Source organism: Thermostichus sp. MS-CIW-23 (genome assembly GCF_054059455.1).
This window is the reverse complement of the sequence record NZ_JBSSCC010000030.1, coordinates 1-24,694: the sequence shown is the minus strand read 5'-3', so window position 1 is coordinate 24,694 and position 24,694 is coordinate 1. Positions and strand designations below refer to the sequence as shown.

Below are 24,694 nucleotides of genomic sequence, written 5' to 3'. Positions count from 1 at the left end.
AGGTTACACCCGCTTACCCAGTGTAGCAGGTACACCCACCTTTCAAAGAAGCTGTTCCTTGCTATCCGCACTCTCTGCCTTAGCCTTGATGCGAGTGGCTTTGCCCACCCGATCCCGCAAATAGAACAGCTTGGCCCGACGCACTTTACCCCGCCGCAGCACCTGAATCGACTCGATGCGCGGGGAGTGAATGAGGAAAACCCGCTCCACACCGATCCCTTGGAAAACCTTGCGCACCGTAATGGTGCGGTTGATACCGGAGTGGCGCATGGCAATGACCGTGCCCTCAAAGGCTTGTACCCGCTCCTTGCCCCCCTCTTGAATGCGAACTCCCACCCGTACCTGATCCCCAACCCGAATCTCCGGCAGATCCGGCTTCATCTGGGCAGCTTCAATGGAGCGGATGATCTCCTCAGCGTTGATGCGAACGTTCATGGCCTTCCCGCGCTACCGGCAGTTAACCATGGTAACAATCGTCGCTGTTTTTTGTACAGAGCTGGCCGAATAGACCTCAAGAGGCGGGAAACCGTGTTTACGCTTCCCCCATTTTTCCAATAGGCTAGACAAAGATAAAGCTTTTGTTACAAACGGGAGACTTTTGTGATCCTGCACACCGATGAGCCCAAGACGGGATCCCTGTCTACTCCCAAGCTTGCAGAGCAGCCTCTGTCCCAGAGCAAACCCCGCCCCAAGAGATTTCCCTTCGGCTGGATGCTCCTGGGCTTGCTGTTGGCCGGCCTAGGGGGCAGCGGTCTCCTGATCCAGCGTCAGCTGCAGCAGCAGAGGGCAGAACGGCTGGAAAGATTGACGGTACCGGTTCAAGTGGTGGATCTGACCCAACGCCTGCGGGTGAGCGGCCAGGTGCAGCCGCTCCGCCAGGTGAATGTCAGCCCTCGCGAGTCGGGTCGCCTGGCGGAACTGTTGGTGGATCAGGGAGATGAAGTGGTGGCAGGGCAGTTGTTGGCCCGGATGGACTACGGCGATCTTGCCAGCGGCATTCGGCAAGCCCAGGCCCGCATTCAAGAGCTGCAAGCCCGTCTAGCGGAGCAACAGGCCGGAGAACGCCCCCAGGTGATCGCGGCGGCCCAGGCCAGGGTGGATGCTGCCCGGTCGCAGGTGGACTTGGCTCAGAGGGAGTTAGAGCGCACCCAGGCCCTGGTGCAGGCGGGGGTGGTAGCCCGCAGCGAGCTGGATCAACGCTCGGCCCGCCTGGAACAAGCGCAAGCGGATTTGCGAGCTGCTCAACAGGAGTTGGAGCGATTGCAACTGGGGAGCCGCCCGGAAACCCTACAGCAAATTCAAGCCCAAATTGCCCAGGCACAAGCCGAGCTGGCCCAACGGCAATCCCGGTTGGCTGACACCGAAGTCCGCGCCCCCTTTTCCGGTGTGGTGGTGCAGCGCTTTGCCGAGGTGGGATCCTTTGTAGCTCCCACAACAGCAACTTCCGATGCCACCGCAGCTTCTTCCAGTTCCATTTTGGCGCTGGCCCAGGGAATTGAGGTGCGGGCAGAAGTGCCAGAAGCCCAAATTGCCCAGGTGCGGGTGGGCCAGCCGGTGGAGATCCGCTCCCTGGCCTACCCCGACCGCGTAGTGCAGGGGCGGGTGAAGCGGATTGCGCCTGCTACCGTGGTGGTGCGGGAGGTAACCGTCTTTCGGGTCTTCGTTGAACCGGAGCCTGGGGCCGACTTTTTGCGCACCGGCATGACTGTTTCGGTGGATTTCATTGGGGATCCCCAGCCTCAGGCTCTGACGGTGCCCTCAGTGGCTATCCTCCGGGAGGAAAGCCAGGAAGGCGTGCTCCTGCTGGATCCCCAAACCCGGCGACCTGTATATCGCCGCGTGGAAACGGGCATTACCCAGGGTGGAGTTACCCAGATCCTCTCCGGTCTGCAGGCAGGGGATCGGGTCTTTACTGCCCTGCCTCCTGGGGTGAACCTAGAGACTTTGATTAAAAGAGCGGAGCAACAGCCATGAGCCTGGCAACGGCGGCCAAAATGGCCTGGCAAATGGTGCGACGACATCGCCTGCGCACCGGGCTGAGCATGCTCGGGATCCTCATCGGCAATGCGGCGGTGGTGGCCATTGCCGGATTTGGCTATGCTGCCCAAGAGATGGCAGTGGATCAATTTCGCTCTCTGGGCACCAACTTGCTGATCGTCTTTTCGGCCAACTTGGGCCTAGCTGATGCCGGCAACATCCGCCCCCTCACCTTGGAGGATGTACGGGCTATTGCGGCGGAAGTGCCTGCCGTGTCAGCAGCTGTCCCCAGCCTGGGCACCAATGTGCGCGCTGTGCGAGGTGGAGTGGATCGCCGCTATGAGGCCACCGGCACTTGGCCGGAGTACTTGTCGGTCTTGAACCTGGAGATCGAGGCAGGCCGCTTTCTCTTGCCCTCCGACATCGAGGAACAGCGCCCGGTGGTGGTGCTGGGCAGCGATGCCGCCAGCCAGTTGTTCGGCCTGGACCCTGCCGCTGCCATTGGGGAGACCGTCCTGCTGAACAATTTGCCTTTCGAGGTAATCGGCACTTTGCGCTCGAAGCCGACGGTGTTTGGCAACAGCGATGCCGGAGTGTTTCTGCCGGTGGATGTGGTGGCCAATCAGTTGGTCGGGCGACGCTCCCCCTACGGCACAGAGCTGACGGCGATTTTCGTCTCGGCCCGCTCTGAAGCCGATCTGCCCGCTGCCGAGTTCCAAATCCGCAACCTGCTGCGCCAGCGGCACCAATTGGTGGGAGAAGATGACTTCATCATCCGCAACCAAAAGGTGCTCCTGGATGGGTCGGCCAGGATTTTGAGCCTGTTGCGGGTGCTGCTGACGGGCACGGCGGCCCTCTCCCTGCTGGTGGGAGGGGTGGGGATCATGAATGTGATGCTTATCTCGGTTGCGGAACGCACCCATGAAATCGGGCTGCGCAAGGCGATTGGGGCGGATAGCCGGCAGATTTTGCAGCAGTTTGCCGCCGAAGCGATTTTCATTGCCGTGACCGGGGGGGTGCTCGGGATCCTCCTCAGCAGCGGCCTGCTGGTGGCGGTGCAGGTATTCACCCCCTTGGCCACCCAAGTCGATGCGGTGGCAGTGGGAGTGGCGTTCTCCCTTTCCACTGGGATTGGGCTGGTCTTCGGCATTTTCCCGGCCCGCAAAGCGGCGCAACTGGATCCCATTGAGGCCCTGCGGGCCTAGAGATCGTATCCAAACAGGCGGGGATCCGCCGGCTGCCAATTGAGATCCGCCAAGCCGTACTCCGCCCAGCGGCGATCCACCAGGCGGGCTACTTCTGGATCCGGAGTGAGGGGATCCCGCCAGGGAGCATCGGTTTCTGGGGGAATTTTGGTGGTGGCATCAATGCCCATCTTGCCCCCCAGACCCCGTTTTTCGGTGGCAAAGTCCAAGGTGTCAAAGGGGTTGTCCGCCAGAATAAACACATCCCGCTGCGGATCCACCCGCGAACACAGACACCAGAGCACCTGCCGTGGATCCCGCACATTGATATCCTTGTCCACCACGATCACAAACTTGGTGTAGCTAAATTGGGGCAGGGCGCTCCAAAAAGCCAAAGCCGCCCGCCGCGCCTGGCCAGGGTAGGCCTTGTCGATGGAGAGGATGGCTGCTTTGTAGCCCAGCGCCTCCATCGGCAAAAAGAAATCTACAATCTCCGGCACCTGCTGCCTGAGGATGGGGGTGTAGATGCGGTTCAGGGCCAGCGCCATCATGTCGTTTTCTTTGGGGGGCTTGCCGCTGAAGGTGGTGAGATAGATGGGATCCCGGCGGTGGGTCAAGCAGTGGAAGCGAATCAGAGGGGCCTGCTCGTTGCGGGGGCCATAGTAGCCGATGTGATCCCCGGCAGGCCCGTCGGGGGCCACTTCCCCAGGGGTGATGGTGCCCTCCAAAACGATCTCAGCATGAGCCGGCACCTGCAGATCCACCGTTTTGCACTGGGCCAGGTGCAACCCTTCTCCGGCGTAGAGACCGGCAAACAGCCACTCCGACAGATCCACCGGCAGAGGTGTGGCCGCCGCCAAAATCACCACCGGATCCACCCCCACCGCCACTGCCACCTCCAGCTTTTGGCCCAGGGCTGCCGCCTTGCGCAGATGCCGAGTTGCCCCCCGCACCGACAGCCATTGCACCGTCATGGTGGTGCGGCTTTGCAACTGCAGGCGGTACACCCCCACGTTGGGGATCCCGTTTTCCGGGTCTTTGGTGACCATCAGGCCCAAGGTCAGCACCCGTCCGGCATCGCCGGGGTAGACCCGCAACAGGGGCAATTGGGTGAGATCCACTTCCTCTCCCCGCCGCACCACCTGCTGACAGGGAGGGATCAGATCCCGGCTGGGTCTCGCTTTGAAGACGCTAAGCAGCGCCTGTCCCAACTCCACCGCCTGGGCAAAGCTCCGCGGTGGCCGCGGCTGGTAAAGCAGGGCCAGCTTTTTCCCCAGTTCCTCCAGATCCTGAGGCTGCTCCATTCCCAAAGCCCAGCAAATGCGCTCCACCGTGCCCAGGGTGTTGATGAGCAGCGGCATTGAGGATCCCTTCACCCGCTCGAACAGCAGCGCCGGCCCCCCGCAGGCCAAGAGGCGATCGGCAATCTCGGCAATTTCCAGATCCGGATCCACTTCTGCCGAAATGCGGCGGAGCTGACCACGGGATTCCAGCAGAGCAATAAAACGGCGTAGATCTCTGGGCATGAAAGGGAACCTAAGGGCTTACTTGTCGCGATTGAGGGCTAACCCGCTCATGAAGGGCTTCTGCAGCGCAATAAACACCAGCAGCGGCGGGATACTGGCGATGATCGCCCCCAGCATCATGGGGCCATAGGAGGCCGAGCTATCCAGATTGAGCAGGGATTGCAGCCCCACCTGCACCACTTGTCGCTCTCGGCCTTGCACGATCAAGCGGGGCCACAGGTACATATTCCAAGCGTAAACGAAGTGAATCACCGCCTGCGCCCCGATGGCGTTCCAGCTCAAGGGGATCAGCACCTGGGTGAGAAATTGCAGCGGGTTGGCCCCGTCCAGTTGGGCCGCCTCCGCCAGCTCGCGGGGAATGTTGGAAAAATGCTGGCGGAACAAAAACGTGGCCGTGGCGCTGGCCAGAAAGGGCACGATTAAAGCGTAGTAGGTGGATCCCCAGCCCAAGTTGGTGACCAACCGCAGCAGGGCAATGATCAAGATTTCTGTGGGCATCATCAGCGTGATCAGCACAAAGCCAAAGGCCAGCCCTTTGCCGGGAAAGCGGAAGTACACAAAGGCCAGCCCGGCTAGCAGCGACAAAACCGTCTTGCCCACGGTGATCGCCACCGCCACGATGGTGCTGTTGACCATGTAGTGGCCCAAGTGCCGCGCCACCATCACCTGATGCCAGTTGAAGGCAAAAGAGGAGCCAAAGGTCAATTGATAGCGGAACACCTCGGCATTGTTCTGGGTGCTCACGAGCAGGGCGTACAACACCGGAAATCCCAGAACCAAGCAGGCCAGCACCAGGCCCAAATGCACATACCAACGCTCCGGGATCCAGCGCCGCCAACGCCAGGGAGAAGGCTCTACCCAAGTTGAATTGGGCTGGGCCACTTGAGAGCGGGGATCCTGCAACAATTGAGCCATAGCACCTCCAGACGGCGAACACCGATGAGCAGATGGGCTTTTGAGTCGATCTTTGGCTTCTCTTGAGAGGATAATCCGCCAGAGTTAAGGGCAACCTAAGGAAGACCGGTCGCGTTAGCGGTGCAAGCACCTCTGCCCAGACTTGCGAGTGCTTTCACCGGCGATGGGGAAACGGGTAGAGTAGAACAGCAGTATCTGGATAACCCAAGAGAGGATCCCATGACTCGAGGCTTTGGCCCCTTCGGCAAAATCCAAGAAGCGCTCAAGAAAGCCCAAGAGGTGCGCGATGGCGCCCAAAGGCTGCAAAAAGAGCTGGAAGAGATGGAGATCGTCGGCGAAGCCGGCAATGGGCTGGTGAAAGTGACGGTCAACGGCAACCAAGAACCCCTTAAGGTCTCTCTGGATCCCCAAGTGCTCCAGGAGTCGGTGGATGTGGTAGAAGACTTGCTCCTGACAGCAATGGTGAACGCCTACACCCAATCTGCTGAGACGATGCGCAAACGCATGGAAGAGCTGACCGGAAACATCAGTCTGCCGGGGTTGGGACTGGGTTGAGCCCCACTTGCTTAACCTCGCTTGCTTAACTCTGTATGTACACTCCCCCCTTGGCTCGCCTCATCGAAGAGCTGCAACGGCTGCCCGGCATTGGCTCCAAAACCGCTCAGCGCCTAGCTCTCCACTTGATCAACCGGCCTGCCGGCGAGATCGAGGCCCTGGCCAAAGCCCTGCTGGAAGCCAAGCAGACGGTTCGGCACTGTTCCATCTGCTTCAACTGGTCAGCGGAGGATCCCTGTGAGATTTGCCGTTCGCCACAGCGGGATCCCTTGCTGTGGTGCGTGGTGGCCGACGTCAAAGACTTGATTGCGATGGAGCGCACCCGCGAGTTCAAGGGGCTTTACCACGTTTTGGGCGGCCTCATCTCCCCCATGAACGGGATCGGGGTCGATCAACTGCACATCCGCGAGCTGGTGGCCCGGGTGGCACGGGAAAAACCGCAGGAGCTGATCTTCGCCCTCAGCCCCAGTGTAGAGGGAGAGGTGACCATGCACGTGGTCAAGGATTACCTGAAGCCAGTTGCCCCCACCTTGCGCATGACCCGCCTGGCCTTCGGCCTGCCCATGGGATCCGAGCTGGAATATGCCGACGAGGTTACCCTGGCCCGTGCCTTGGAAGCGCGGCAGGAGTTGTGAGCCGCTCAGCCCCTCAATCGCAGCCGGTTACCCCCTCCGCGCAGTAGGTGCTCCACCAGGGGTTGAAGTTGGCAGGATCCTCCGGCAGAGTGCTGATATTCAGAAGTTCCTGGAAGCTGCTGTTGCGGCCTCCGTAGCGCAGGTGCATGTGCACCGGATCCCCGTGGGGTGCCCGCAGAATCACATAGGTGAAGGTCTCGCAACTGGCGTCTGCTCCAGGCTGCAACTGAAACAGATCCCAGATGGAACTGAGGGAACGATCGGGGTAGTAGAAGGGATCCGGCGCAGCCCCCCGATAGGCGTAGCGACAATTTTCCGCCAGGGGCTTTTTCCCCTCCAGATCGGCGTAGAAGGAGAAGAACTCCATCTTCTCAAACTTCACCCGCTTCGGATTGCGCGGATCGTTGGCCGATTGTTCCAGGGACGTATCCAGAGTGAAAACACCATCAATTCCCAGGTAGGGCACTTTATAAGCATTGGGGGACACAATCTGCAGCTCTAAGGCTGCCGCAGCCGCTCCAAAACCCAAGAGACTCAAGCTGCCGATCAGCCAGGTTAGGGCCGTTGAAGAACCAATTTGGCGAGAGAGCATAAAACTTTGTTGTGCCTGTGTTGTGCAGTAAACTGCAGAGCAGTTTAGGGGAAGCTTTGAGCTCGTACCATCCCACTGGGGGGCATCTGGCGAGAAATTCGCCGACTGCAGGTGCAGCTCTGAGGAACGGGATCCCATCTGGATCCCAACAAGGCAGTAAAATTGAGGTCAGGCTCACCGTAGAGGTGCCAGGTTTGCTGCCAGAGCCTGATATCTGGAAACTGATTTTGAAAGCGAGGAAAACCCCGTGGAGCTAGCTGAGATTGAGGAGTTGATGAACAAAGCTGTGCAAGCCACACAGCGCTCCTTTAATACGGTACGCACCGGGCGGGCCAATTCCAGCCTGCTGGATCGGATTCAGGTGGAGTACTACGGCGTGCCCACTCCCCTGAAGGCCCTGGCCAGCCTCACCACGCCAGACTCCAGCACTCTCTTGATCCAGCCCTTTGATCCCTCGACCCTGGCGGCCATTGAGCGGGCCATTGTTGCCTCTGACCTAGGTCTAACCCCCAGCAACGACGGCAAGGTGGTGCGGCTCACCATTCCCCCCCTGACGGAAGAGCGCCGCAAAGAGCTGAGCAAACAGGTGGCCAAGCTAGCCGAAGAGGGGCGAGTCTCGATCCGCAACATCCGGCGGGATGGCATTGACTCGGTGCGCAAGCGAGAGAAAAACGGCGAGCTGTCTGAAGATGAGTCCAAAAGCTTGCAGGATGCCATCCAGAAACTAACTGACCGCTACATTAAGAAGATCGATGAGCTGCTGGCAGAAAAAGAAAAGGAGCTGACGACCCTGTGAAGGCTCCTTGCTGGCATCCTCCCCACTCTACTGGATTGCTTCTGCGCAGCGGTAGGACGGGGTTATGACCCAATTTTTTGATAAAAACCCGGACACCCGTCCTGAAACTTAGCTTCGAGGTTTTCACTTGCCCCTCGGAGTTGAGCAGCCCTTCATTTCTTCTTGTCCGACTCCAACAAGAGGGATCCTGGCTTGGGCCAGGATGGAAGAGCGGAATACGACAAACCTTGCCGCAATGGATCTGGTCCTGTGCCATCAATCGGCGGATTTCGACACCCTGGGGGCGGCGGTGGGAGCGGCGCGCCTGTATCCGGGTGCCCGCATTGCCTTGACCGGGGGATCCCTGCCGGGGGTGCAGGAGTTTTTGGCCTTGTACCGAGATGAATTTCCCCTCATCGAGCTACGCTCTGTGGATCCGGGACAGGTGCAGCGGTGGATTGTGGTGGACTGTCACGATCCGGATCGCTTGGGCAAAGCTGCCGCTTGGTTGAGCGTCCCCGGCGCGCAGATTGAGATTTTCGACCATCACCCCAGTCCACTGGATAACTTTTGGCCGCAGCAGCAGGTCAACAGCCATATCGAGGCCGTGGGGGCCACCTGTACCTTGCTGGTGGAGCGGCTGCAGGCTGCTGGGATCCCTCTCAGCCCTTTTGAGCGGCTGGCGCTGGCTTTGGGCATTCACATGGATACGGGATCCCTGACCTTCCCGGAGACCACCGCCCGCGATGCTGCTGCCCTGAGCTGGCTGTTGGATCAGGGGGTGAACCTGGTCTTGTTGCGGCGCTTTTTGGGGGATGGCCTCACCCCAGAGATGCGCGAGCTGCTCAGCCAGGGGTTGGCCCAGATGCAGGTGCAGCAGGTGGGGGAGTATCGCCTGGGAGAATGGCTGCTGGAGCTGCCGGAGTTTGTGCCCGGCTTGGCCGGCCTGGTGATGCGGCTGATGGATCTGACGGGAGTGGATGTGCTGCTCTTGGTGGCGCGGCAGGGGGAGCGGCTCAGCCTGATCGGGCGGGCGCGGCAGGAGTTTGCCCAGTTGGGCAGGGTGATGGCCCTCTACGGCGGCGGTGGACACGATTGTGCTGCAGCAGCCACGTTAAAAGCCAGCCCAGAGCAGCCTTTGCCCGACCCGGCCCAAGTCATGGCGGCCCTCAGGCAGGCTGTCCAAGAGCGGATCCCGCCCCCGGTGACGGCCAAAGATTTGATGTCGGCTCCGGTGCGCACCATCCGACCGGAGATCACCATCGACGAGGCCCAGCGGGTGCTGCTGCGCTACGGCCATTCCGGCCTGGTGGTGGTGGACGCTCAAGGTCGCCTGGTGGGGGTGATCTCGCGGCGGGATATCGATATCGCCCTGCATCACGGGTTTGGCCATGCCCCCGTCAAGGGCTACATGACCACCGACGTGAAAACCCTCTCCCCCGACACCCCCTTGGCGGAGATTCAGCGGTTGATGGTGCAGTGGGATATTGGCCGCCTGCCGGTTCTCCAGGATGGACAGTTGGTGGGCATTGTAACTCGCACCGATGTGTTGCGGCACCTACACGAGTTGCCGGCCCTCTCACCCCAGTTGGCTTTGCCCACCCTTTCCTGCCCCTTGGATCTCACCTTCGCCGCTCTTTCGGAACGGCATCGACAGTTGCTGGAGCAGGCCGCCCACATCGCCGATGAGAAGGGCCTGAGGTTGTATCTGGTGGGGGGAACGGTGCGGGATCTGCTGCTGCACCGGTGGGGACGGCAGCCCTCGCCCAACCTGGAGCGGCTGGATCTGGACTTGGTGGTGGATGGGCCCTACTCTTCGGCCCCGGATGGGATCGATCCCCCGGGCTGGGGCTTGATTTTGGGACAAGCGCTCAAACAACGCTTCCCGGAAGCGCGGCTGGAGATCCACGGCAAATTCCAAACGGCGGCCTTGATCTGGCCAGGAGGCTTTTGTGTGGATATCGCCAGCGCCCGCACGGAGTTTTATCCCTACCCGGCCTCTCCCCCCGAAGTGGCCATGGGATCCATTCAGCAAGACCTCTATCGGCGGGATTTTTCCATCAACGCCTTGGCCTTGCGCCTCAACGGCCCCCAGCGAGGACAGGTGCTGGATTTTTTCGGCGGACAAGCGGATCTGCAACAGGGGATCATCCGGGCATTACACCCCAACAGCTTCATCGAGGATCCCACCCGCATTTATCGGGCGGTGCGCTTTGCGGTGCGCTTGGGCTTCGCCCTGGACTCGACCACAGAAAAATGGATCCGCGCTGCTGTGGCCAGTGGTCTGCACGATGCCGTCGGCGGGGATCGCCTCAAGCAGGAGCTGGCCTACATTCTCGGATCCCGCGATTGGCCCCAAGCCTTTGAGCGGCTGGCAGAATGGGGGGCTTTGCGCTGTATTCACCCCGACCTGGAGTGGGATCCCTCCCTGTGTCAGCGGTTGCAACGGGTGGGCCGCTGGGCCTATCACTTTCGCCGCCGCTATCCTGAGCTGGGATCCCAGGAGATCTGGCAACTGCGCCTAGAGGCTCTCCTCCTCACGCTGCCCCAAGCCCCCCAGGTGGCCAGCCAACTCCACCTTACCCAAGCAGGCATCGAACGCCTCAGCCATTCCTCCTATTACCAAACCCTGTTGGCCCAATTGGACCCCGGCACCCTCTCTCCGGCCCAGGTGGTGCAACTGCTGCAGGGGCTGCGGATCCCAGCAGTGATTTTGGTGGCCGGGATCGCCCCCAAGCCGGCCCGGCGGCTGATCTGGCGCTATTTGCAGGAGTGGTACTGGGTGAAGCCGCTGCTCAACGGCCACGATCTGCGTCGTCTGGGTTATAAGCCAGGTCGCCCCTTCCAAGCCATTTTGGAGCAACTGCGTTGCCTCACCCTGAACGGCGAACTCACCACCCCGGCAGAAGCTGAAGCCTGGCTACAAGAACACTTCCCCCTGCCTCCCCCTGCCGCAAGCTCAATACCGAGGAAGAAAGTAGAAGGGCAAATCAGTCGAAATAGAAGAGAGTGACCAACTTGTGTTGTTCCTCAGCATGCTTGCAGGCATCCAGCAGCGTGACGCTGTCGTGGAAGACAAAGCAGATCAACTGCTGGCACTTGCCGATGATCTCCAGGTTGCACAGGCGGCTGGCCTCCGCCAGGGGAAGATGGTCGTTTTCCGGATGCTCCACCAGATGCAGCACCTGCTCCAGGCTGGCCCGCGACTCTGCCGGCTGTCGCTCCAAACTCTGGGGCAAGATCACCGTCAAGGACTTCATGTCCGCCCGCATCGCCCCCCGAATGACGGCCAAGTTGGTGCCAATGGCCCCAGAGGTGAGGATCTGATTGCCGGTAAGGGCCAGGGCATAACTGAGGGTCTCGATCAAATACTGATGGGTAATGGGCACATGACGGCTGCCCAGGATGGCCACTCGCTTCGGCCCAACTTGCTGAATGGCGGCCAACTCCTGCAAAAACGTATCAACGCTGGTGGGGACATCAATAGACTGGGTCAACGGGATCCCTCGGCAGATTCTCTAGATCTTGGCTAGGCTATGCTATCTCAAATTTTCGCTTTGGGATCCGGCCAAGTTGACGCTCTACGGCTTCAGCCCCAAACTTTTGGTGGAGTGCTCAGGCTGTCTGCAGCAAGCTGGGCTTGGCTTTGCGCAGAAGATCCCGCCTGGATGTGGATGGTGTAGCTCATACTGCTGTGAACGCCCTTGCCCAGCCAATGGCCGTAAATGGGAGCGGCATCTCTGGGGTAAGCGCTGGCCGCCAAAGCCACATGACCATCGGCCACGGCCAACCCCTGGGTGGGGTCAAAGCCCCGCCAACCGGCCCCCGGCAAGTACACCTCCGCCCAAGCGTGCAAATGACGGCGCACAGGCTCTGGGGGTTCTCCACCCCTGCTCTCCCCCGAAGGCTGCGAGGGGCTGACCTGGTAGCCACTGACAAAGCGCGCGGCCAAGCCTACCGTACGGCAGACCTCCATGAACACCAGGGCCAAATCGCGGCAGGCTCCGGTTTTGCGATGCCAGGTCAAGCCGGCAGGCCAGGGATCCCCCTTTTCCCGCAAGATGTGGCGGCATTCTGAATAGATGCGCTGGTTCAGCGCCGGCAGAAAAGCTGTCGTTTCCCCCTGCACGTGATCCCATAGCTCCCAGGCCAAGGCTTGGACGCCGGGATCCGCCTGAGCCGTCAGATAAGGCTGTAATTGGGCTGCCAGTGTGCTGGGATAGTCGATGGGGAGATGGGTGGCCCAATCGCAGAGCAGGTAGTCGAAGGGATTCTGCCGCAGGGTGAGCACCGTGGCCTGAGTTTGGATGCGCAAGTGCTCGGTGGGATCCCCAAACCAGAGCCGAACCGCCGCGTTGCCCTCCAGGTCCACCAACGCCGATTGGCCCACCGGCTGCGGATCCACCTGCAACTCAAAAGCCAGGAGAGTTTGGATCCCGTCGCAGCGCGGTCGCAATCGCACCGTGTGGGGCTCCAGTTGGACTGGACGACTGTAGCGATATTCGATGAGATGGCGGATCTGAATTTGCACAGGCCAAATGACGGGCAAGGAGTTTTATCACAGGCAAAGGAGCACCGAGATCAGGCAACTCAAACTGCTCCCAGATCAAAGCCAAGAAGCGGTTGCATCGTCTGCCCGAGATCTCTAGACTTCAGGGATCCCGAGTTTGAGATCTCCGAGAGCTTTGCCCTGCCTTCCCAATCATCGAAACCTCCAGCTTAGAGCGGATGTACTCCCCAGCCTGTACAGGAGCATAGCGAGGGGGGTTTGCTGCATTCTGGCATGTGGGCAGGCATTCAATCCAAGCATCGTCCCGAGGAGCTGTAAAGTAAACCAAAGACAGGCGGCGACTGGAACCGAAAGCCGATCGGGGTGGATTGACCACGCGGTGCAACGTGGAGCGCCAACGGTCATTGGTCCAACGGGATAGCAGATCGCCAACGTTGATGACAAAGGCGTTGGGAACAGCCTGCACATCAATCCACTCTCCTGCTTTGGAGTACACCTGCAGCCCTCCCGGCGCCCCATCCTGTCGCAGAATCGTGAAGCCACCGTAGTCGGAGTGAGCCCCATAGCGTAGCTGTCCCGGGATGGGCTCCACCTCCTGTTCAGGATAATGCACAGCCCGCAGCACTCCCCCTTTCCCCTCCATAAAAGGCAGAAAATAGGTTTCCGGCAGATCCAAAGCCAACGCGCCCATGCGCATCAAGGTTTGGGTGAGCTGAAGCAGAGCTGCATCATAAGCCAGAAGAGCAGCCCGCAGTCCTGCTGGATGGGTGGGCCAAAGGTTGCCCGAATCCGGATCCACCCCTGCTTGGGGCCGTTGTGGATCTTCCCGAAACAGGTCATTGAACACCAGCGCCTCACAGAGATCGTAGGGAACCTCTGCCCCACGGGTAGCGGCTACACTTTCGATGCCAATCGGCAGGTATCCCTGGTTTTTGACGCGATCCGGAGTCACCACCTCCATTTTTTGTTCCAGCGGCAGGTCGAAGAAAGCCCTCGCTCTCTCGTAGGCTGTTTGTATGATGGCCTCCGGGATCCCATGCCCTGTGATCACCACAAACCCCACCTCCTCCAAGGCTGCCCCAAAAGCCTTTGCAACCCCTAGCGGATCCGTACCCTCCCGAAAGGGGGTCAAATCCAGACAAGGGATCCCAGCTTGCTCAAAGGAAGAAACTGGAGACATGGCCGACGTAGAGACAGGCGCTCAGAACAGCTCCTACCCTACGAAGAAAACCTGCCCCAAGACTGTGTGGGCGGATACCCCCTCAGAGCTGGCACCGGCTCAACCCCACATCCAGAAACGAAACTAGGGATACTCTTGCTTGGCCTGTTGCCAGAGGACTTCCAGCTCCTGGAAACTGCGTCCTTTCAGAAGGGAGCTTATGCCATCGCCGGGCAGGGATCCCGCTGGTTCCTGAGCCAGCTCTTCCATGCGCAAAAAACGGCGAGCAAAGCGCAGGTTGGTTTGGGTTAGAGCTTGGGCAGCATCCAAACCATACCAACGGCCCAAGTTGACCAGGGCAAAAAGCAGATCCCCCAGTTCGGCTTCCTGCCGAGTTGGATCGGGGGGATCCCTCTCCAATTCTCGACGCAGCTCGGCTTCTTCCTCGCGGATCTTGGCCCAGATCCCCTCCACCGTTGGCCACTCAAACCCTGCCCCCACCACTTTGCAGGAAATTTTCAGGGCAGCCATTAGGGGAGGCAAACTTTGGGCATAGTGCAGCAGTTTTTGGCCAAGGCTTTGATCCGGTCGCTCCCCTTGCTTGATCTGTTCCCAAGAGCGGTGCAACTCCGGAAGATCTGCCATCACAGCATCCCCAAACACATGGGGGTGACGGCGGATGAGCTTATCGGCAATTCCCGCAGCCACAGCTTCCAGATCAAAGTGGTTCTGCTCGGCAAAGATCTGAGACTGCAACACCACCTGCAACAACAAATCCCCCAGCTCTTCGGCAATTGCTGCCGGATCCCCGGCTCGAATGGCAGCTACCGTCTCATACGCTTCTTCAAGAATGTAGGGGGTAAGAGACTCTGGAGTTTGGGCCCGATCCCAAGGACACCCGTCGGGAGCGCGCAACCGAGCAACAATAGCCGCCAAACGACTCATGTGTGAGCTAGAGGCGGAACGCTCCAGATAGAGGTGGGCAAAATGGCCCGTCGCTTGAGGATCCCAGCTTTGGAGCGTCAATGGGCCGGCCACCACCTCCAAGTCTTCTGTTAGCAACGTAACAGACTGGACAGGAGAACAGATCTGTTGCAAAACACTGCGCAGCTTCGCCAGATCCTGACCCCCACAGCTTTTCAGCAGCAGGGATCCCTGCTCAGCAGCGAACCACCGAGCCAGAGCCTGTTGCCAGTTGGGCTGAAGACTATCCAGCGTTTGCAGCATGATCAAAAGGGTAGGCGCGGCCCAAATCCAAAAGGCGGCTGAGCTGCTCCAGATCGATGAAACTCAACTCCAAAAGGATCATCAGCAACGGCCCTTGCTGGCGATGCTGCAGCTTCTTGGCCAGGCTCAGTTGAGAACGGTCGATAATGCCCGTTTCCAATAGATATTCCTCAAGGGCTGGGGGGGGAATGGGATCTAGCATGGTCGTTTCGCAGCGCTGAAGTAAGGACGAGTATGAAAACTGAGAAGATAGCAAGCCAATGTAACTATTCTTAACACTTCTACAGAATTTCGGCAAAGATCTGGCTGGTGCGTAGGCCGAAGGCGAGCTTGCTAAGCCCTGCGCCCACAGCTCCAGGACAAGAGAACCCCTAAATTGCCTCGGCAAATGAGGTTTCCGTATCCAAGGACACAAAAAATGGGTACCAAGAGTTCATGGTATGGTAGCAAATTGGCGATCAGTTGGCAGCACCCCGAAAGGCCGACTGCTTTTTCTTTGTGGGAAAAACCAACTCACCTTGCAAGATGTTACCTTTTTATCTCGTTGAATCCTCGTGCTTGATAAAAATCTTACAACAATTCTTCGGGGATCCAATCTGTTCGGCTCCTCTGGGATCTGCCCTAATGCTGTCATCCTGCTCGGGTTCGGTTTTGGGCATACATCGTCCTACGTTCAGCTAAGCTAGAGACACTTGCCACATGGACTCCCGTTATGTCTGAAGCCCAGGGTTTACTGCCAGTGGGGGCAACGGTTCAAGTGGTGGAGATGCCTCCTTACCTAAAAACGGCTGACCCAATGCCGATGTTGCGCCCGGCCCATTTGATCCGCTTGCACGAACAAGGGGTGATCCTGCAGCGGCGGCTGTTGGGCACCTACAGTGTGCAGTTTGCCAATGGCATCTTTCTCATAGACGGAAAATATCTCGCGCCGGTGGGATCCCTGTCCTGACACGCCCATCTCTCCTCCGAGCCAGCTGGATGGGTTTGCCGGCCTTTAGAACCTTTGGGAGCTGGCAGCTTTCTGCAGAAGCGAGCCTTCAACTGGCCGGCGGACTTTCGCGATAGCCTGAACCGCGGCTAGCCGCTTCTGACGCTTCAGCGAGCTCAGTTGCTTATTCCCGTCAGCGGTGTCGAAGTAGCTGACAGACCTGCCCAGCTTTTGGTAGCTGGTTTTGCGATCTGCCACCGCCGCGCTGTAGAGGGCTCAGCACATCCGCCCCCAGTGGTGCAAGAGTTTTTCTTGCTGGCGACTGGGATAAAGCTGGGCCGCGGCAGCGTTGCGTAGCCACAAAGTGACGCAGGGGGTTACCCTGCCATAGGGTGCCAGTCCGCTGCGCTGAGACTGGAGACTGCCGCGCATCAGGTTAACTCATGTTAATTTGGGGGCGTCTTCCTCTTCCATCCTGCGATCTCTATGAGCATTCAACTTCCTCGCTGGCTAGAACTGGCCTTGCCTTTCTTTCATCCTGTGCTGATGATTTTGGCATTTGCGCTGGCCCTGTATGCCCTTTACCTGGGTCTGCAAGCGCGACGGGTGCGCACTGCCTCGGCAGAAGAACGCAAGGAGCTGATCAAAGGGAAGTTTGGTCAGCGGCATTTCCTCGCCGGATCCCTGTTCTTGGTGTTGATGGTGTTCGGGGCGCTGGGCGGCATGGGGGTTACCTACCTGAACAATGGCAAGCTGTTTGTTGGGCCTCACCTGCTGGCTGGGTTGGGCATTGTGGCCTTGGTGGCCAGCTCTGCGGCTCTAGCACCGCTGATGAAAGACGGGCAAAAGGTCTGGGCGCGTAATGTGCATGTCCTATTAAACGTGGTGATCCTGGCGATCTTGGGTTGGCAGGCGGTGACCGGCTTTCAGATTGTGCAGCGCATCGTCAACCAAATGCTGACCACACCCCAGGTGGCTTAATCTCCCCGAAAGACCCATGCAACCCTGAACAGGGCTGAGCTTTGGGAGGACTTTGTCCCGCTGGTGCGAGCCGAGAAGTCCGTCGACCCAAAGACTTCGGCCTCCCCTTTTCGGAACCCAGAGCTTCATCATGTCAGAATGGCAGAGCAGGCGCTGCATCCTTCGGCTGTAGAGGGGCGCAGTCTTGTTGCCGATACCCAGTTAACGCAACGGTTCTCCCTATGTCGGTTAGCCCTCTTCCCAGTTGGGTCAAGCGTTCCATCGGCAAAGCCAGCGAGACTTCAGCGGTGCAGCAGGTGATCAAGCAGCGGGGCCTGCACACCATTTGTGAGGAGGGGCGCTGTCCAAATCGAGCCGAGTGCTACAGCCAAAAAACCGCTACATTTCTGTTGATGGGAGGGATCTGTACCCGCGCCTGCTCTTTTTGCCAGGTGGCCAGTGGACGGCCCGCACCGTTGGATCCCGCAGAGCCGGAGAAAGTGGCCGAGGCGGTTGAGCTGCTTGGGCTCCGCTATGTGGTGCTGACCTCGGTGGCCCGCGACGATCTGCCCGACCAGGGATCCGGTCGCTTTGTGGAGGTCATGGAGGCAATTCGGCGGCGCTGCCCCGGCACCCAGATCGAGGTGCTTACCCCCGACTTTCGCGGGGATCGCGAGTGCATTGCCCGTGTGGTGGCTGCCCAGCCTGTTTGCTACAACCACAACATCGAAACGGTGCGACGCCTCTCCCAGGCAGTACGGCGCAGCTCCGGCTACGACTTGTCCTTGCGGGTTTTGCGAACGGTCAAGGAGCTGAATCCTGGATTACCCACCAAGTCTGGACTGATGTTGGGGCATGGGGAGACCCGCGCAGAAGTGCTGGAAACTTTCCGGGATCTGCTGGCGGTGGGATGCGATCGTCTGACTCTGGGGCAATACCTACAACCTTCCTTGGCCCATCGCCCTGTGGAACGCTACTGGACTCCGGAAGAGTTTGCCGAGCTGGGCCAGATAGCCCGCCAGATGGGGTTTCGCCAGGTGCGCTCAGGGCCATTGGTGCGCAGCTCCTACCACGCTGCCGAAATGGTTGAGAACTAGGCCAGGGAGCTTGGCAGAGAGGCTGTGCAGTCTGTCATAGCCAACCTTTCCCGTCCGATCAAGGCACGAAGGCCCGCTTCCAGGCCGAACGCTCGGGCTGCAAACCGGCTGAGCACCTGTGGCGCCAGGGATCCCAGGCGATACAGGCTGACCCCCGCCACCAGACCCGGCAAGAGGCCGTTGCCCCAGTCTCCCCACAGCCAGGAACTCACCCCTTCCGCCAGCAGCAGCAGAGCCCCATTGAGCAGCAGCGGTCGCCACAGCTCCTTCCACAAGACCCTCCGGGGCAGGTGCAGCCGGATCTCCAAGCCCAGCAGCCAAAGACCATCCAGCAGCGGGGCCAACAGCAAATCCAACCCCAGCGGAGCTAAGCCCACCCCCATCCCCTTGCCAAGGGCGAAAATCCTGCCCCATTGCTCCACAAAGGGGGCATGGTGCTGCCACTGTTTTTCCAGAATCTGGGCCTGAACCCGGTCCAGCCGCTTCAACACATTCAAAGCCAGGAGGGATCCCGCCTCGGTTTGCAAAATCTGCAGAATTCGCCCCCGCAAGGCTTCAATTTGGGGTGCAGGCCGTTCCCATTCTAAAGTAATGCGGCCATCCGGCCAGTGGGTGCGGACTTTCAGAGGTTTTGGGCAAGCGGCCACGGTCAAAATCTCCTGCGGCGATACCCAGCCTAGGTGGCGGCTGATCTGGGCACAAATGGCCTGCAACTCCGCTTCGGAGTAGAGATCGCATTTGTTCAACACCAGCAGGATGGGCTTGTATAGAGTGCGCAGCTCCGAGAGAGCTTGGTATTCCAACTGGGTCAGGTCGGTGGCGATGACAAACACGATCAAATCCGCCGAGCGGGCCACATCCCAGGCCAACTGTTCGCGGGCTTCTCCTTCCACTTCGTTCAAACCCGGAGTATCCACCAGCCTCACCCGCCAAGGGATCCCTGGCTCCGGCTGCCACAGCAGGGATTGGGGCTGCTGAGTGACCCCATTGAGGGGGCCCACCTTCAATCGCTCCTCGCCGGTTAAGGCATTCAGGACGGCCGACTTGCCACGGTTGACCAGCCCAAACACCGCAATGGAAAACAGCCGCGCGGTGAGGCGCTTGCGCAAAGTGGATAGAGCCCTGAACTCCGGTTGTAAATCCCGACGGCTGGCCAGAGATTGCCAATGATCCCAGCACCTTTGCAAAACGGTTTCGGCTTGGGTCAAGGGAGTGGTCATAGACAGGGGCAATGGACTAACCCTCACTCTAGAGGGAATTGCCCCTCAGGGCTAGCCGTTTCTCCCCCCCAGCGTGGGGAATCCAAACCCCACAAAATAGGGCATGATCACCCTAGGGTTCCCCCGAATCTCCTATGCTGTACCGCCTTCCCCAATCTCTGAAATGGCTTCGTGTGGGTGGATCCCATCGTTCTAAGCAAGAGCGCCAGATCGTGCGCAGCCTGCTGGCCTTTGCTGGGGCGCTGCTGGTTATGGATGTTGTGCTTCTGAGCGCCCTTCGCTAGTCCAACTTGGCAAGCCCATCGTTAGGTGATTCCGAACAAGTCTAAGTCTGAGGCATTCCTCTAGCACTGCTACAGGCAAGCACTCCCAGCCCCTTGCCCATTATGAGGAGAGGGGATCCCAGAATTGGCAAACAGTTGCACTGCAACTCGAAATAACCCCAACCCGATCAGAGGGTGGGAAGGGTTTTCCAAGTTACCAAGTTGCCTGTCAGGCAACTGTTAATTGACCAGCAAAAGGCTAGCTGGGATCCCTTGTGCTGCGAGGGCAAGCCGCCGGGGATGGGGCCGGATCGGGAATAATGGAAGCGGCCCCAGCCGGGAGAGCTGGGTTTTCCCCGCGCTGAGGTCGTTGTTTCCCTTCTCTTGAGGCCGGCTATGGTTTTGCAGGAGGCGGCGGGCGTGCCCCGCATCAACGCGCGCGAGTCGGATGTTTTCGACATTTTCAACCTGAAGCATTATCTCGGCCCTAACCCCTATCTCAATACAGCCGCTTTCACCTTCGACTTTGCCCTTACCCAGTGCCCACAGCCGCTGCCCATTGATGTCTACCTGTCCAAGGTCTGCTTCCATTTCCCCCAGTTGCAGGAGGGATCTTATCCTTCCTACGCCCACTTGTTTGCCCGGCTGGTGGCGGAGGTGAACCGGTTGCAGATGGATCTCCACTTGCAGAAGTGGAGCTGTCACCTGTTTCCAGAGTATGTGCGCATCGCGGTGCAGACCTTGCATGGCCGTACCACTCGTGCCGCGGTTTATTTTGCTTGGGATTGGCTGGAAGCCATCGCCCAAGGGGAGCCCTTCGACGTTGAAGGGGAGATGCGCCGCCTGCAGCAATTGTTTCGCGACTCAGTGTACGGTGGGCCAACGGTCTATGCCCTCCTGCGGGCTGCTCACGAACGCGGGATCCCTACCTACTACCTATGGGATGAAGGGGTGATGCAGTATGGCTATGGTCGCAACCAGGTGCGAGGGGTGGCCACCACCTTTCACTGCGACAGCCATCTCGACTCTGACTTCACCACCCGTAAAGACGATTGCAAAGCCTTTCTGGCGGCGCAAGGGTTCCCCGTGCCCCAGGGAGAGGTGGTCGCCTCTTTGGCAGAAGCTTTGCAGCAAGCGCAAGAAATCGGCTATCCGGTGGTGCTCAAGCCGGTGGCCGGCCATAAGGGGATGGGGGTGACGGCTGGCATTCAAACCCCAGAAGAACTGGCCTTTGCCTACGAGGTGGCGGTGGCAGCCCTTCCCCCTGAGGAGCCCATCCGGCTGATCCTGGAAAAGCATCTGCAGGGCACCGATTTTCGCCTGTTGTGTGTGGGAGGCCGCTTTGTGGCGGCTACAGAACGACGCCCCGCCTCGGTGACGGGAGATGGCCGAAGCACCATCGGGCAGCTCATCGAGCAGGCCAACCGGGATCCCGTCCGTTGGGATACCCCCACTTCTCCCCTGGGGCCGATTCAATGGGATGAGGCAATGGAGCGCTTTCTGGCAGAGCAAGGCTTGACAGTGGACAGTGTGCTGGAACCGGGGCGGACGGTCTATCTGCGCAAGGTATCCAATCTCTCGGCGGGAGGAGTGAGCCGCGATGTCACGGCCACCGTCCATCCCGACAACGTGGTTTTGGCCCAAACCATTGCCCAGCAGTTCTCGCTGGTGTGCTTGGGCATCGATGTCATTGCCCCCAGCCTGGAGCGCTCCTGGAAGGAGGGATCCCTGGGGATTATCGAGATCAATGCTGCGCCAGGTGTGCTCATGCACCAAAAACCTGCCATTGGCGCGGGAGTGGATGTGCCGGGGGCAATCCTCGACCATCTGTTTCCCAAGACGGCCCGCATCCCGATTTTGACCTTTAACCGCCTCACCTTGGCGGAGGCGCACACCTTGGTGGAGCATATTTTGTCCCACCGCCCCAACGCATGTGTGGGATCCGTCTGTCGGGAGGGCGTGCTGCTAAACCACAGCTCTAGACCCCTGCAGGGCAGCCTCTTTCGCCAGGTGAAAACCCTGCTGCGCCATCCCCAACTGGATCTGCTTTTGGCGGAAGCCGACGAAGAGACCCTGGAGCGGGAGGGCTTGGCCTACGAAGGCAGCGATCTGGTGGTGCTGCGGGATCCCTCCGATCAAGAGCTGCAAACCCTGAAACGGGATCTCAACCCCGGCGGCGCCCTCTTCCTGCAGCGGGGATCCACCCTAACTTTGACGGTGGCGGGCCAGGCGGAGCGATTTGAATTGCCGGGGACAGACCTTCAGATGGGGATCCTGCTGCGCTCCATGACCCTGCGGATCATCTGCAGAACCATTAGCCAGATGCTGAAGAACTGGTCTGGCTGAGGGGTTTTGGATTTTCTTCAGATTCTTGTAAAAGGGTAGGCAAAACAAGGGATCCCTGCTGGGGAAAAAGGCCGGCCAGCCAGTCAGCTCTACACCCCTCGGAAAGAAGCGCTATCATAGAAGTCCGTCGAATAAACTCCCTTCGTAAAACCTCGCGAGGCAGATCGGATGGATTGGGTAGAAAAGGTGCTGGAAAAGATCCGGGAATGGGTGGAACGTGTGATCGACACCCTGCTGGGGAACCCCCAGCCTCAACCTGCTCCCATTCCGGTAGAAGATGGATCCCATCGTCGTCGTTAATCCGACTGCCATTGCCCCCGGCGGCGAGCCTCTGAGCCTCTTGGTACTGCATGGCCCCAACCTCAACCTGCTGGGGGTGCGAGAGGTGGGCATCTACGGCTCAGTATCCCTAGAGCAGATCGATCAGGCTCTGCATCGGCAGGCAGAAATGCTAGGGGCGAAGCTGGAGATTCTCCAGTCCAACCATGAGGGGGTGCTCATCGATGCCATTCACCGTGCCCGCCAGCAGCATGTCGGCATTCTGATCAACCCCGGCGCCTATACCCACACCAGCATTGCTCTCCGAGATGCCATTGCAGCCGTAGGATTGCCCACTGTGGAAGTCCACCTAAGCAACATCCATCGCCGCGAGCCCTTCCGCCAGCACTCTTACATCGCCGCCGTAGCGATTGGGCAAATCAGTGGTTTTGGGGCGCAAAGCTACCTGTTGGGGCTACAGGCTCTGGTGCAACACCTGCGCCTGCAATCTGTGTAGGATCTGTGTAGGTGCCCTCAGCTCTCCAGGAACTCCTGCACGGCTGTGCGAATAAAAGCTTCATCCTCGGGGTTTTGATGAGGATTACCGGCCCGGTGCCCCCAAATGGAGGGGATGATCTTGTAAACCGCGTTCGGGATCCATTCTGCCTCAGCCCGACAATCTTCTGGGGTGAAATACAAATCCGTCTGGGCGGGCATCACCAATGTTTGGGCCTGAATTGCCCTCAAAGCAGCCCGATAATCTCCCCGGTGAATGGGGTTGTCGCTGATATCGCAGCGGATCCAAGTTTCGATCATCGATAGCAAATTCTGCGGATCCCGGCGGCGGTAATTGGCCTCCCAGCCTCGCTCTAGATAATCTTCGAGAGAGGCATACCCCAAGGATTCATAGCATTTTTGGTTGAAAAAAGGTTGGGAAACAGCCCAACTGGCGTAGATGTGGGCAAAAGCTCGCAGACCCCGCTCTGGGACACCCGTAAATCGACGACCGTTCCAGGCGGGATCGGCAGTTAGGGCTGAGCGCAAACTCTCCAGAAAAACCCGATTGTGAACTGTGGTCTTGGCGGTGCCACAGAGGGCTACGATCCGTTCCACCCGCTCAGGAAACAGGGATCCCCAGTGATAGGCTTGCTGAGCCCCCATCGACCAGCCGTAGATCAGGCGGATGCGTTCGATCCCAAAGTGTTGGCGAATCAGGCTCTCCTGCAGGCGCACATTGTCCCAGTGGCTAAACCAGAAGCCATCTTCCCGCAAGCCACAGGCTGGATCGTTGCTGGGGGAAGTGGAAAGGCCATTGCCCAGCATATTGGGAATGAGGATAAACCACCGCTGCGGGTTGAGGATGCCGTCGGGACGAATCAGCCACTCCAGGTCGGGATGCTGAGCCCCATAGGAGGTGGGGTAGAGGATCAGGTTGTCTTTTCGGGGGGAAAGAGTCCCGTAGGTGGCGTAGGCGAGCGTGATTTGGGGCAGTTGGATCCCGCACTGTAGCTGAAAATCGTTCAGGCTCCAGGTGTAGTGAGTCATGCCTGAAATTGTTCAATCACCTGACGATGAACCCGCACATACCCCTGCCCTAGATGAGCCAGATGGGGCTTGAGGTATTGATGGGCATCGGCCAAAGCATGAAATGGAATGGAGGGGTAAAGGTGATGCTCAGCATGGTAAGGCATATTCCACATCAAAAAGCGGATTGGCCAAAGGGTAAGGGTGGTACGGGTATTGGAGAAGGGATCCTCGGTTTGGCTACAGCCTGTGTGCTCTGCCAGCAAAATGAAGCGCAAGATCGGCTGCCCTACCGCCAAAGGCAACAGCCACAGCCACACTATCCAGGGATCCCCCAGCAGAAGGGAGAGCAAGCTCCCAAGGCCGTAGACCCCTAGCTGCAACCGCACCGAACGAATGACCTCTTGGCGGGCCGATTCAGGAATGTAGGGATAGCCTTGCAACTGGCCGCTGGCTATGCGGATGTAGGTCTTCACCTTGCCGATCCACCAAGTCAAGCCGCTCAGCTCGAGCAAATACTCCGGCCAGCTCTGGGGTTTGGGATCCTCCAGCTCCGGATCCTTGCCCGGAATCTGGGTATAGCGGTGGTGCCATTTGTGGTATCGGCGATAAAAAGTGCTGTTGTAAAGTGAGAGCAAGCCCGCCACCCAGGCTACCCGGTCATTCAGTTTTGGGCTGGCAAAAGCGGTGCGGTGTACACATTCGTGCAAAGCAGCAAACATCGTCGCCAAACTGGCCCCGTAAACCACCAGCGCCGGCAGGGCAATCCAGCCATTGACACCTTTCTGGGTCACCCACAGGCTGCCACTCACCGCCATCACCGCCAAATGTCCCAAAAGCTGCCGGAGCCCGGCTGAATTGGAGCGGACATTCAGCTAGAAATCGCAGGAGCCCCGCACTGTACCCGTAGGGTCAGTGTCGGGAGGAATGCGGAAGTTACGATAGAATCATGACCCAAGTCCTGACCGTCTCCTGTAAGCTCAAGGTGTCCCAGTCGCAGGCCGCAAAGTTGGACGCGACCTTGGATGCCTTTGTGCAGGCGT

Annotated in this window: 25 protein-coding genes; 13 read left to right on the top strand and 12 right to left on the bottom strand. The window is 59.3% G+C overall.

All coding sequences use genetic code 11. The features are described from left to right. Positions 1 to 42: 42 nt before the first annotated feature. A complete protein-coding gene (gene rplS / locus ACVW0B_RS10745) occupies positions 43 to 435 on the bottom strand; it encodes a 50S ribosomal protein L19 (protein WP_457482586.1) in 393 nt (130 codons plus the stop codon). Positions 436 to 600: 165 nt separating this feature from the next. Between rplS and ACVW0B_RS10740 the strand changes: the two genes are divergently transcribed. Both ACVW0B_RS10740 and ACVW0B_RS10735 read left to right on the top strand, forming a co-directional pair. After that, on the top strand, positions 601 to 1,974 hold the full coding sequence (locus ACVW0B_RS10740; RefSeq protein ID WP_457491648.1) for an efflux RND transporter periplasmic adaptor subunit: 1,374 nt from the start codon (positions 601 to 603) through the stop codon (positions 1,972 to 1,974). Then, entirely contained in the window at positions 1,971 to 3,182 is a 1,212-nt protein-coding gene (locus ACVW0B_RS10735; protein ID WP_457491647.1) for an ABC transporter permease, read from the top strand. The genes ACVW0B_RS10740 and ACVW0B_RS10735 overlap by 4 nt, the downstream gene beginning before the upstream one ends. Here ACVW0B_RS10735 and ACVW0B_RS10730 read toward each other — a convergent pair. Next, positions 3,179 to 4,687, bottom strand: coding sequence for a UbiD family decarboxylase (locus ACVW0B_RS10730; RefSeq protein WP_414329038.1), 1,509 nt, complete (start codon positions 4,685 to 4,687; stop codon positions 3,179 to 3,181). The two genes, ACVW0B_RS10735 and ACVW0B_RS10730, sit on opposite strands and share 4 nt — an antisense overlap. Positions 4,688 to 4,705: 18 nt before the next feature. Further along, complete coding sequence (locus tag ACVW0B_RS10725; RefSeq protein WP_414408672.1) at positions 4,706 to 5,602, bottom strand: carbohydrate ABC transporter permease; 897 nt, start codon at positions 5,600 to 5,602, stop codon at positions 4,706 to 4,708. 219 nt (positions 5,603 to 5,821) lie between these two features. Between ACVW0B_RS10725 and ACVW0B_RS10720 the strand changes: the two genes are divergently transcribed. Together ACVW0B_RS10720 and recR are read left to right on the top strand one after the other, a co-directional pair. Continuing rightward, positions 5,822 to 6,157 (top strand): YbaB/EbfC family nucleoid-associated protein, encoded by a 336-nt coding sequence (locus ACVW0B_RS10720; protein ID WP_011434432.1) that lies wholly within the window; start codon positions 5,822 to 5,824, stop codon positions 6,155 to 6,157. A gap of 35 nt (positions 6,158 to 6,192) precedes the next feature. Continuing rightward, positions 6,193 to 6,792, top strand: a complete 600-nt coding sequence (gene recR / locus ACVW0B_RS10715; protein ID WP_457491646.1) for a recombination mediator RecR — start codon at positions 6,193 to 6,195, stop codon at positions 6,790 to 6,792. A 13-nt stretch (positions 6,793 to 6,805) separates the two neighbouring features. On the opposite strand, the gene ACVW0B_RS10710 is transcribed toward recR, so the two are convergent. Further along, a complete protein-coding gene (locus ACVW0B_RS10710; protein ID WP_457473945.1) occupies positions 6,806 to 7,384 on the bottom strand; it encodes a hypothetical protein in 579 nt (192 codons plus the stop codon). Positions 7,385 to 7,631: 247 nt separating this feature from the next. Between ACVW0B_RS10710 and frr the strand changes: the two genes are divergently transcribed. Both frr and ACVW0B_RS10700 read left to right on the top strand, forming a co-directional pair. After that, entirely contained in the window at positions 7,632 to 8,180 is a 549-nt protein-coding gene (frr, locus tag ACVW0B_RS10705) for a ribosome recycling factor (RefSeq protein ID WP_011429597.1), read from the top strand. 235 nt (positions 8,181 to 8,415) lie between these two features. Continuing rightward, positions 8,416 to 11,172, top strand: coding sequence for a CBS domain-containing protein (locus ACVW0B_RS10700; RefSeq protein WP_457491645.1), 2,757 nt, complete (start codon positions 8,416 to 8,418; stop codon positions 11,170 to 11,172). Here the strand turns inward: ACVW0B_RS10700 and ACVW0B_RS10695 are convergent. The 5 genes from ACVW0B_RS10695 to ACVW0B_RS10675 form a co-directional block, all read right to left on the bottom strand. Continuing rightward, a complete protein-coding gene (locus ACVW0B_RS10695; protein WP_011429595.1) occupies positions 11,150 to 11,656 on the bottom strand; it encodes a hypothetical protein in 507 nt (168 codons plus the stop codon). The genes ACVW0B_RS10700 and ACVW0B_RS10695 overlap by 23 nt on opposite strands. 92 nt (positions 11,657 to 11,748) lie before the next feature. Beyond that, on the bottom strand, positions 11,749 to 12,690 hold the full coding sequence (locus ACVW0B_RS10690; RefSeq protein ID WP_457491657.1) for a transglutaminase family protein: 942 nt from the start codon (positions 12,688 to 12,690) through the stop codon (positions 11,749 to 11,751). A gap of 121 nt (positions 12,691 to 12,811) precedes the next feature. Next, on the bottom strand, positions 12,812 to 13,849 hold the full coding sequence (locus tag ACVW0B_RS10685) for an isopenicillin N synthase family dioxygenase (RefSeq protein WP_041438122.1): 1,038 nt from the start codon (positions 13,847 to 13,849) through the stop codon (positions 12,812 to 12,814). Between the two features lie 123 nt (positions 13,850 to 13,972). After that, the gene (gene mazG, locus ACVW0B_RS10680; RefSeq protein WP_457490356.1) at positions 13,973 to 14,773 is read right to left on the bottom strand and encodes a nucleoside triphosphate pyrophosphohydrolase; all 801 of its coding nucleotides are present in this window, start codon (positions 14,771 to 14,773) and stop codon (positions 13,973 to 13,975) included. Positions 14,774 to 15,035: 262 nt separating this feature from the next. Then, the gene (locus ACVW0B_RS10675; protein WP_041436895.1) at positions 15,036 to 15,257 is read right to left on the bottom strand and encodes a DUF2949 domain-containing protein; all 222 of its coding nucleotides are present in this window, start codon (positions 15,255 to 15,257) and stop codon (positions 15,036 to 15,038) included. A gap of 510 nt (positions 15,258 to 15,767) precedes the next feature. Here ACVW0B_RS10675 and ACVW0B_RS10670 point away from each other — a divergent pair. From ACVW0B_RS10670 to lipA, 3 genes are all read left to right on the top strand, one after another. After that, positions 15,768 to 16,004, top strand: coding sequence for a DUF3148 domain-containing protein (locus ACVW0B_RS10670; RefSeq protein ID WP_011429589.1), 237 nt, complete (start codon positions 15,768 to 15,770; stop codon positions 16,002 to 16,004). 465 nt (positions 16,005 to 16,469) lie between these two features. Further along, entirely contained in the window at positions 16,470 to 16,964 is a 495-nt protein-coding gene (locus ACVW0B_RS10665) for a DUF4079 domain-containing protein (protein WP_011429588.1), read from the top strand. A 221-nt stretch (positions 16,965 to 17,185) separates the two neighbouring features. After that, positions 17,186 to 18,040 carry a lipoyl synthase gene (gene lipA, locus ACVW0B_RS10660; protein ID WP_457384009.1) on the top strand — a complete coding sequence of 285 codons (855 nt, stop codon included), beginning with the start codon at positions 17,186 to 17,188 and terminating at the stop codon, positions 18,038 to 18,040. On the opposite strand, the gene ACVW0B_RS10655 is transcribed toward lipA, so the two are convergent. Beyond that, positions 18,037 to 19,260 carry an Era-like GTP-binding protein gene (locus ACVW0B_RS10655; protein ID WP_457491644.1) on the bottom strand — a complete coding sequence of 408 codons (1,224 nt, stop codon included), beginning with the start codon at positions 19,258 to 19,260 and terminating at the stop codon, positions 18,037 to 18,039. The two genes, lipA and ACVW0B_RS10655, sit on opposite strands and share 4 nt — an antisense overlap. A gap of 134 nt (positions 19,261 to 19,394) precedes the next feature. Between ACVW0B_RS10655 and ACVW0B_RS10650 the strand changes: the two genes are divergently transcribed. From ACVW0B_RS10650 to aroQ, 4 genes are all read left to right on the top strand, one after another. Further along, a complete protein-coding gene (locus ACVW0B_RS10650) occupies positions 19,395 to 19,544 on the top strand; it encodes a hypothetical protein (RefSeq protein WP_011429585.1) in 150 nt (49 codons plus the stop codon). Positions 19,545 to 19,919: 375 nt separating this feature from the next. Then, on the top strand, positions 19,920 to 21,869 hold the full coding sequence (locus ACVW0B_RS10645; protein ID WP_457491643.1) for an acetate--CoA ligase family protein: 1,950 nt from the start codon (positions 19,920 to 19,922) through the stop codon (positions 21,867 to 21,869). A 168-nt stretch (positions 21,870 to 22,037) separates the two neighbouring features. Beyond that, positions 22,038 to 22,169: a hypothetical protein gene (locus tag ACVW0B_RS10640; RefSeq protein WP_011434447.1), complete on the top strand. Its 132-nt coding sequence runs from the start codon at positions 22,038 to 22,040 to the stop codon at positions 22,167 to 22,169. Continuing rightward, positions 22,147 to 22,644, top strand: coding sequence for a type II 3-dehydroquinate dehydratase (gene aroQ, locus ACVW0B_RS10635; RefSeq protein ID WP_414344089.1), 498 nt, complete (start codon positions 22,147 to 22,149; stop codon positions 22,642 to 22,644). The genes ACVW0B_RS10640 and aroQ overlap by 23 nt, the downstream gene beginning before the upstream one ends. Positions 22,645 to 22,661: 17 nt before the next feature. Here aroQ and ACVW0B_RS10630 read toward each other — a convergent pair whose 3' ends face one another. Continuing rightward, entirely contained in the window at positions 22,662 to 23,672 is a 1,011-nt protein-coding gene (locus ACVW0B_RS10630) for an alpha/beta fold hydrolase (RefSeq protein WP_011434449.1), read from the bottom strand. Further along, on the bottom strand, positions 23,669 to 24,469 hold the full coding sequence (locus ACVW0B_RS10625; protein WP_414418568.1) for a fatty acid desaturase: 801 nt from the start codon (positions 24,467 to 24,469) through the stop codon (positions 23,669 to 23,671). The genes ACVW0B_RS10630 and ACVW0B_RS10625 overlap by 4 nt, the downstream gene beginning before the upstream one ends. Between the last annotated feature and the right edge of the window lie 225 nt (positions 24,470 to 24,694).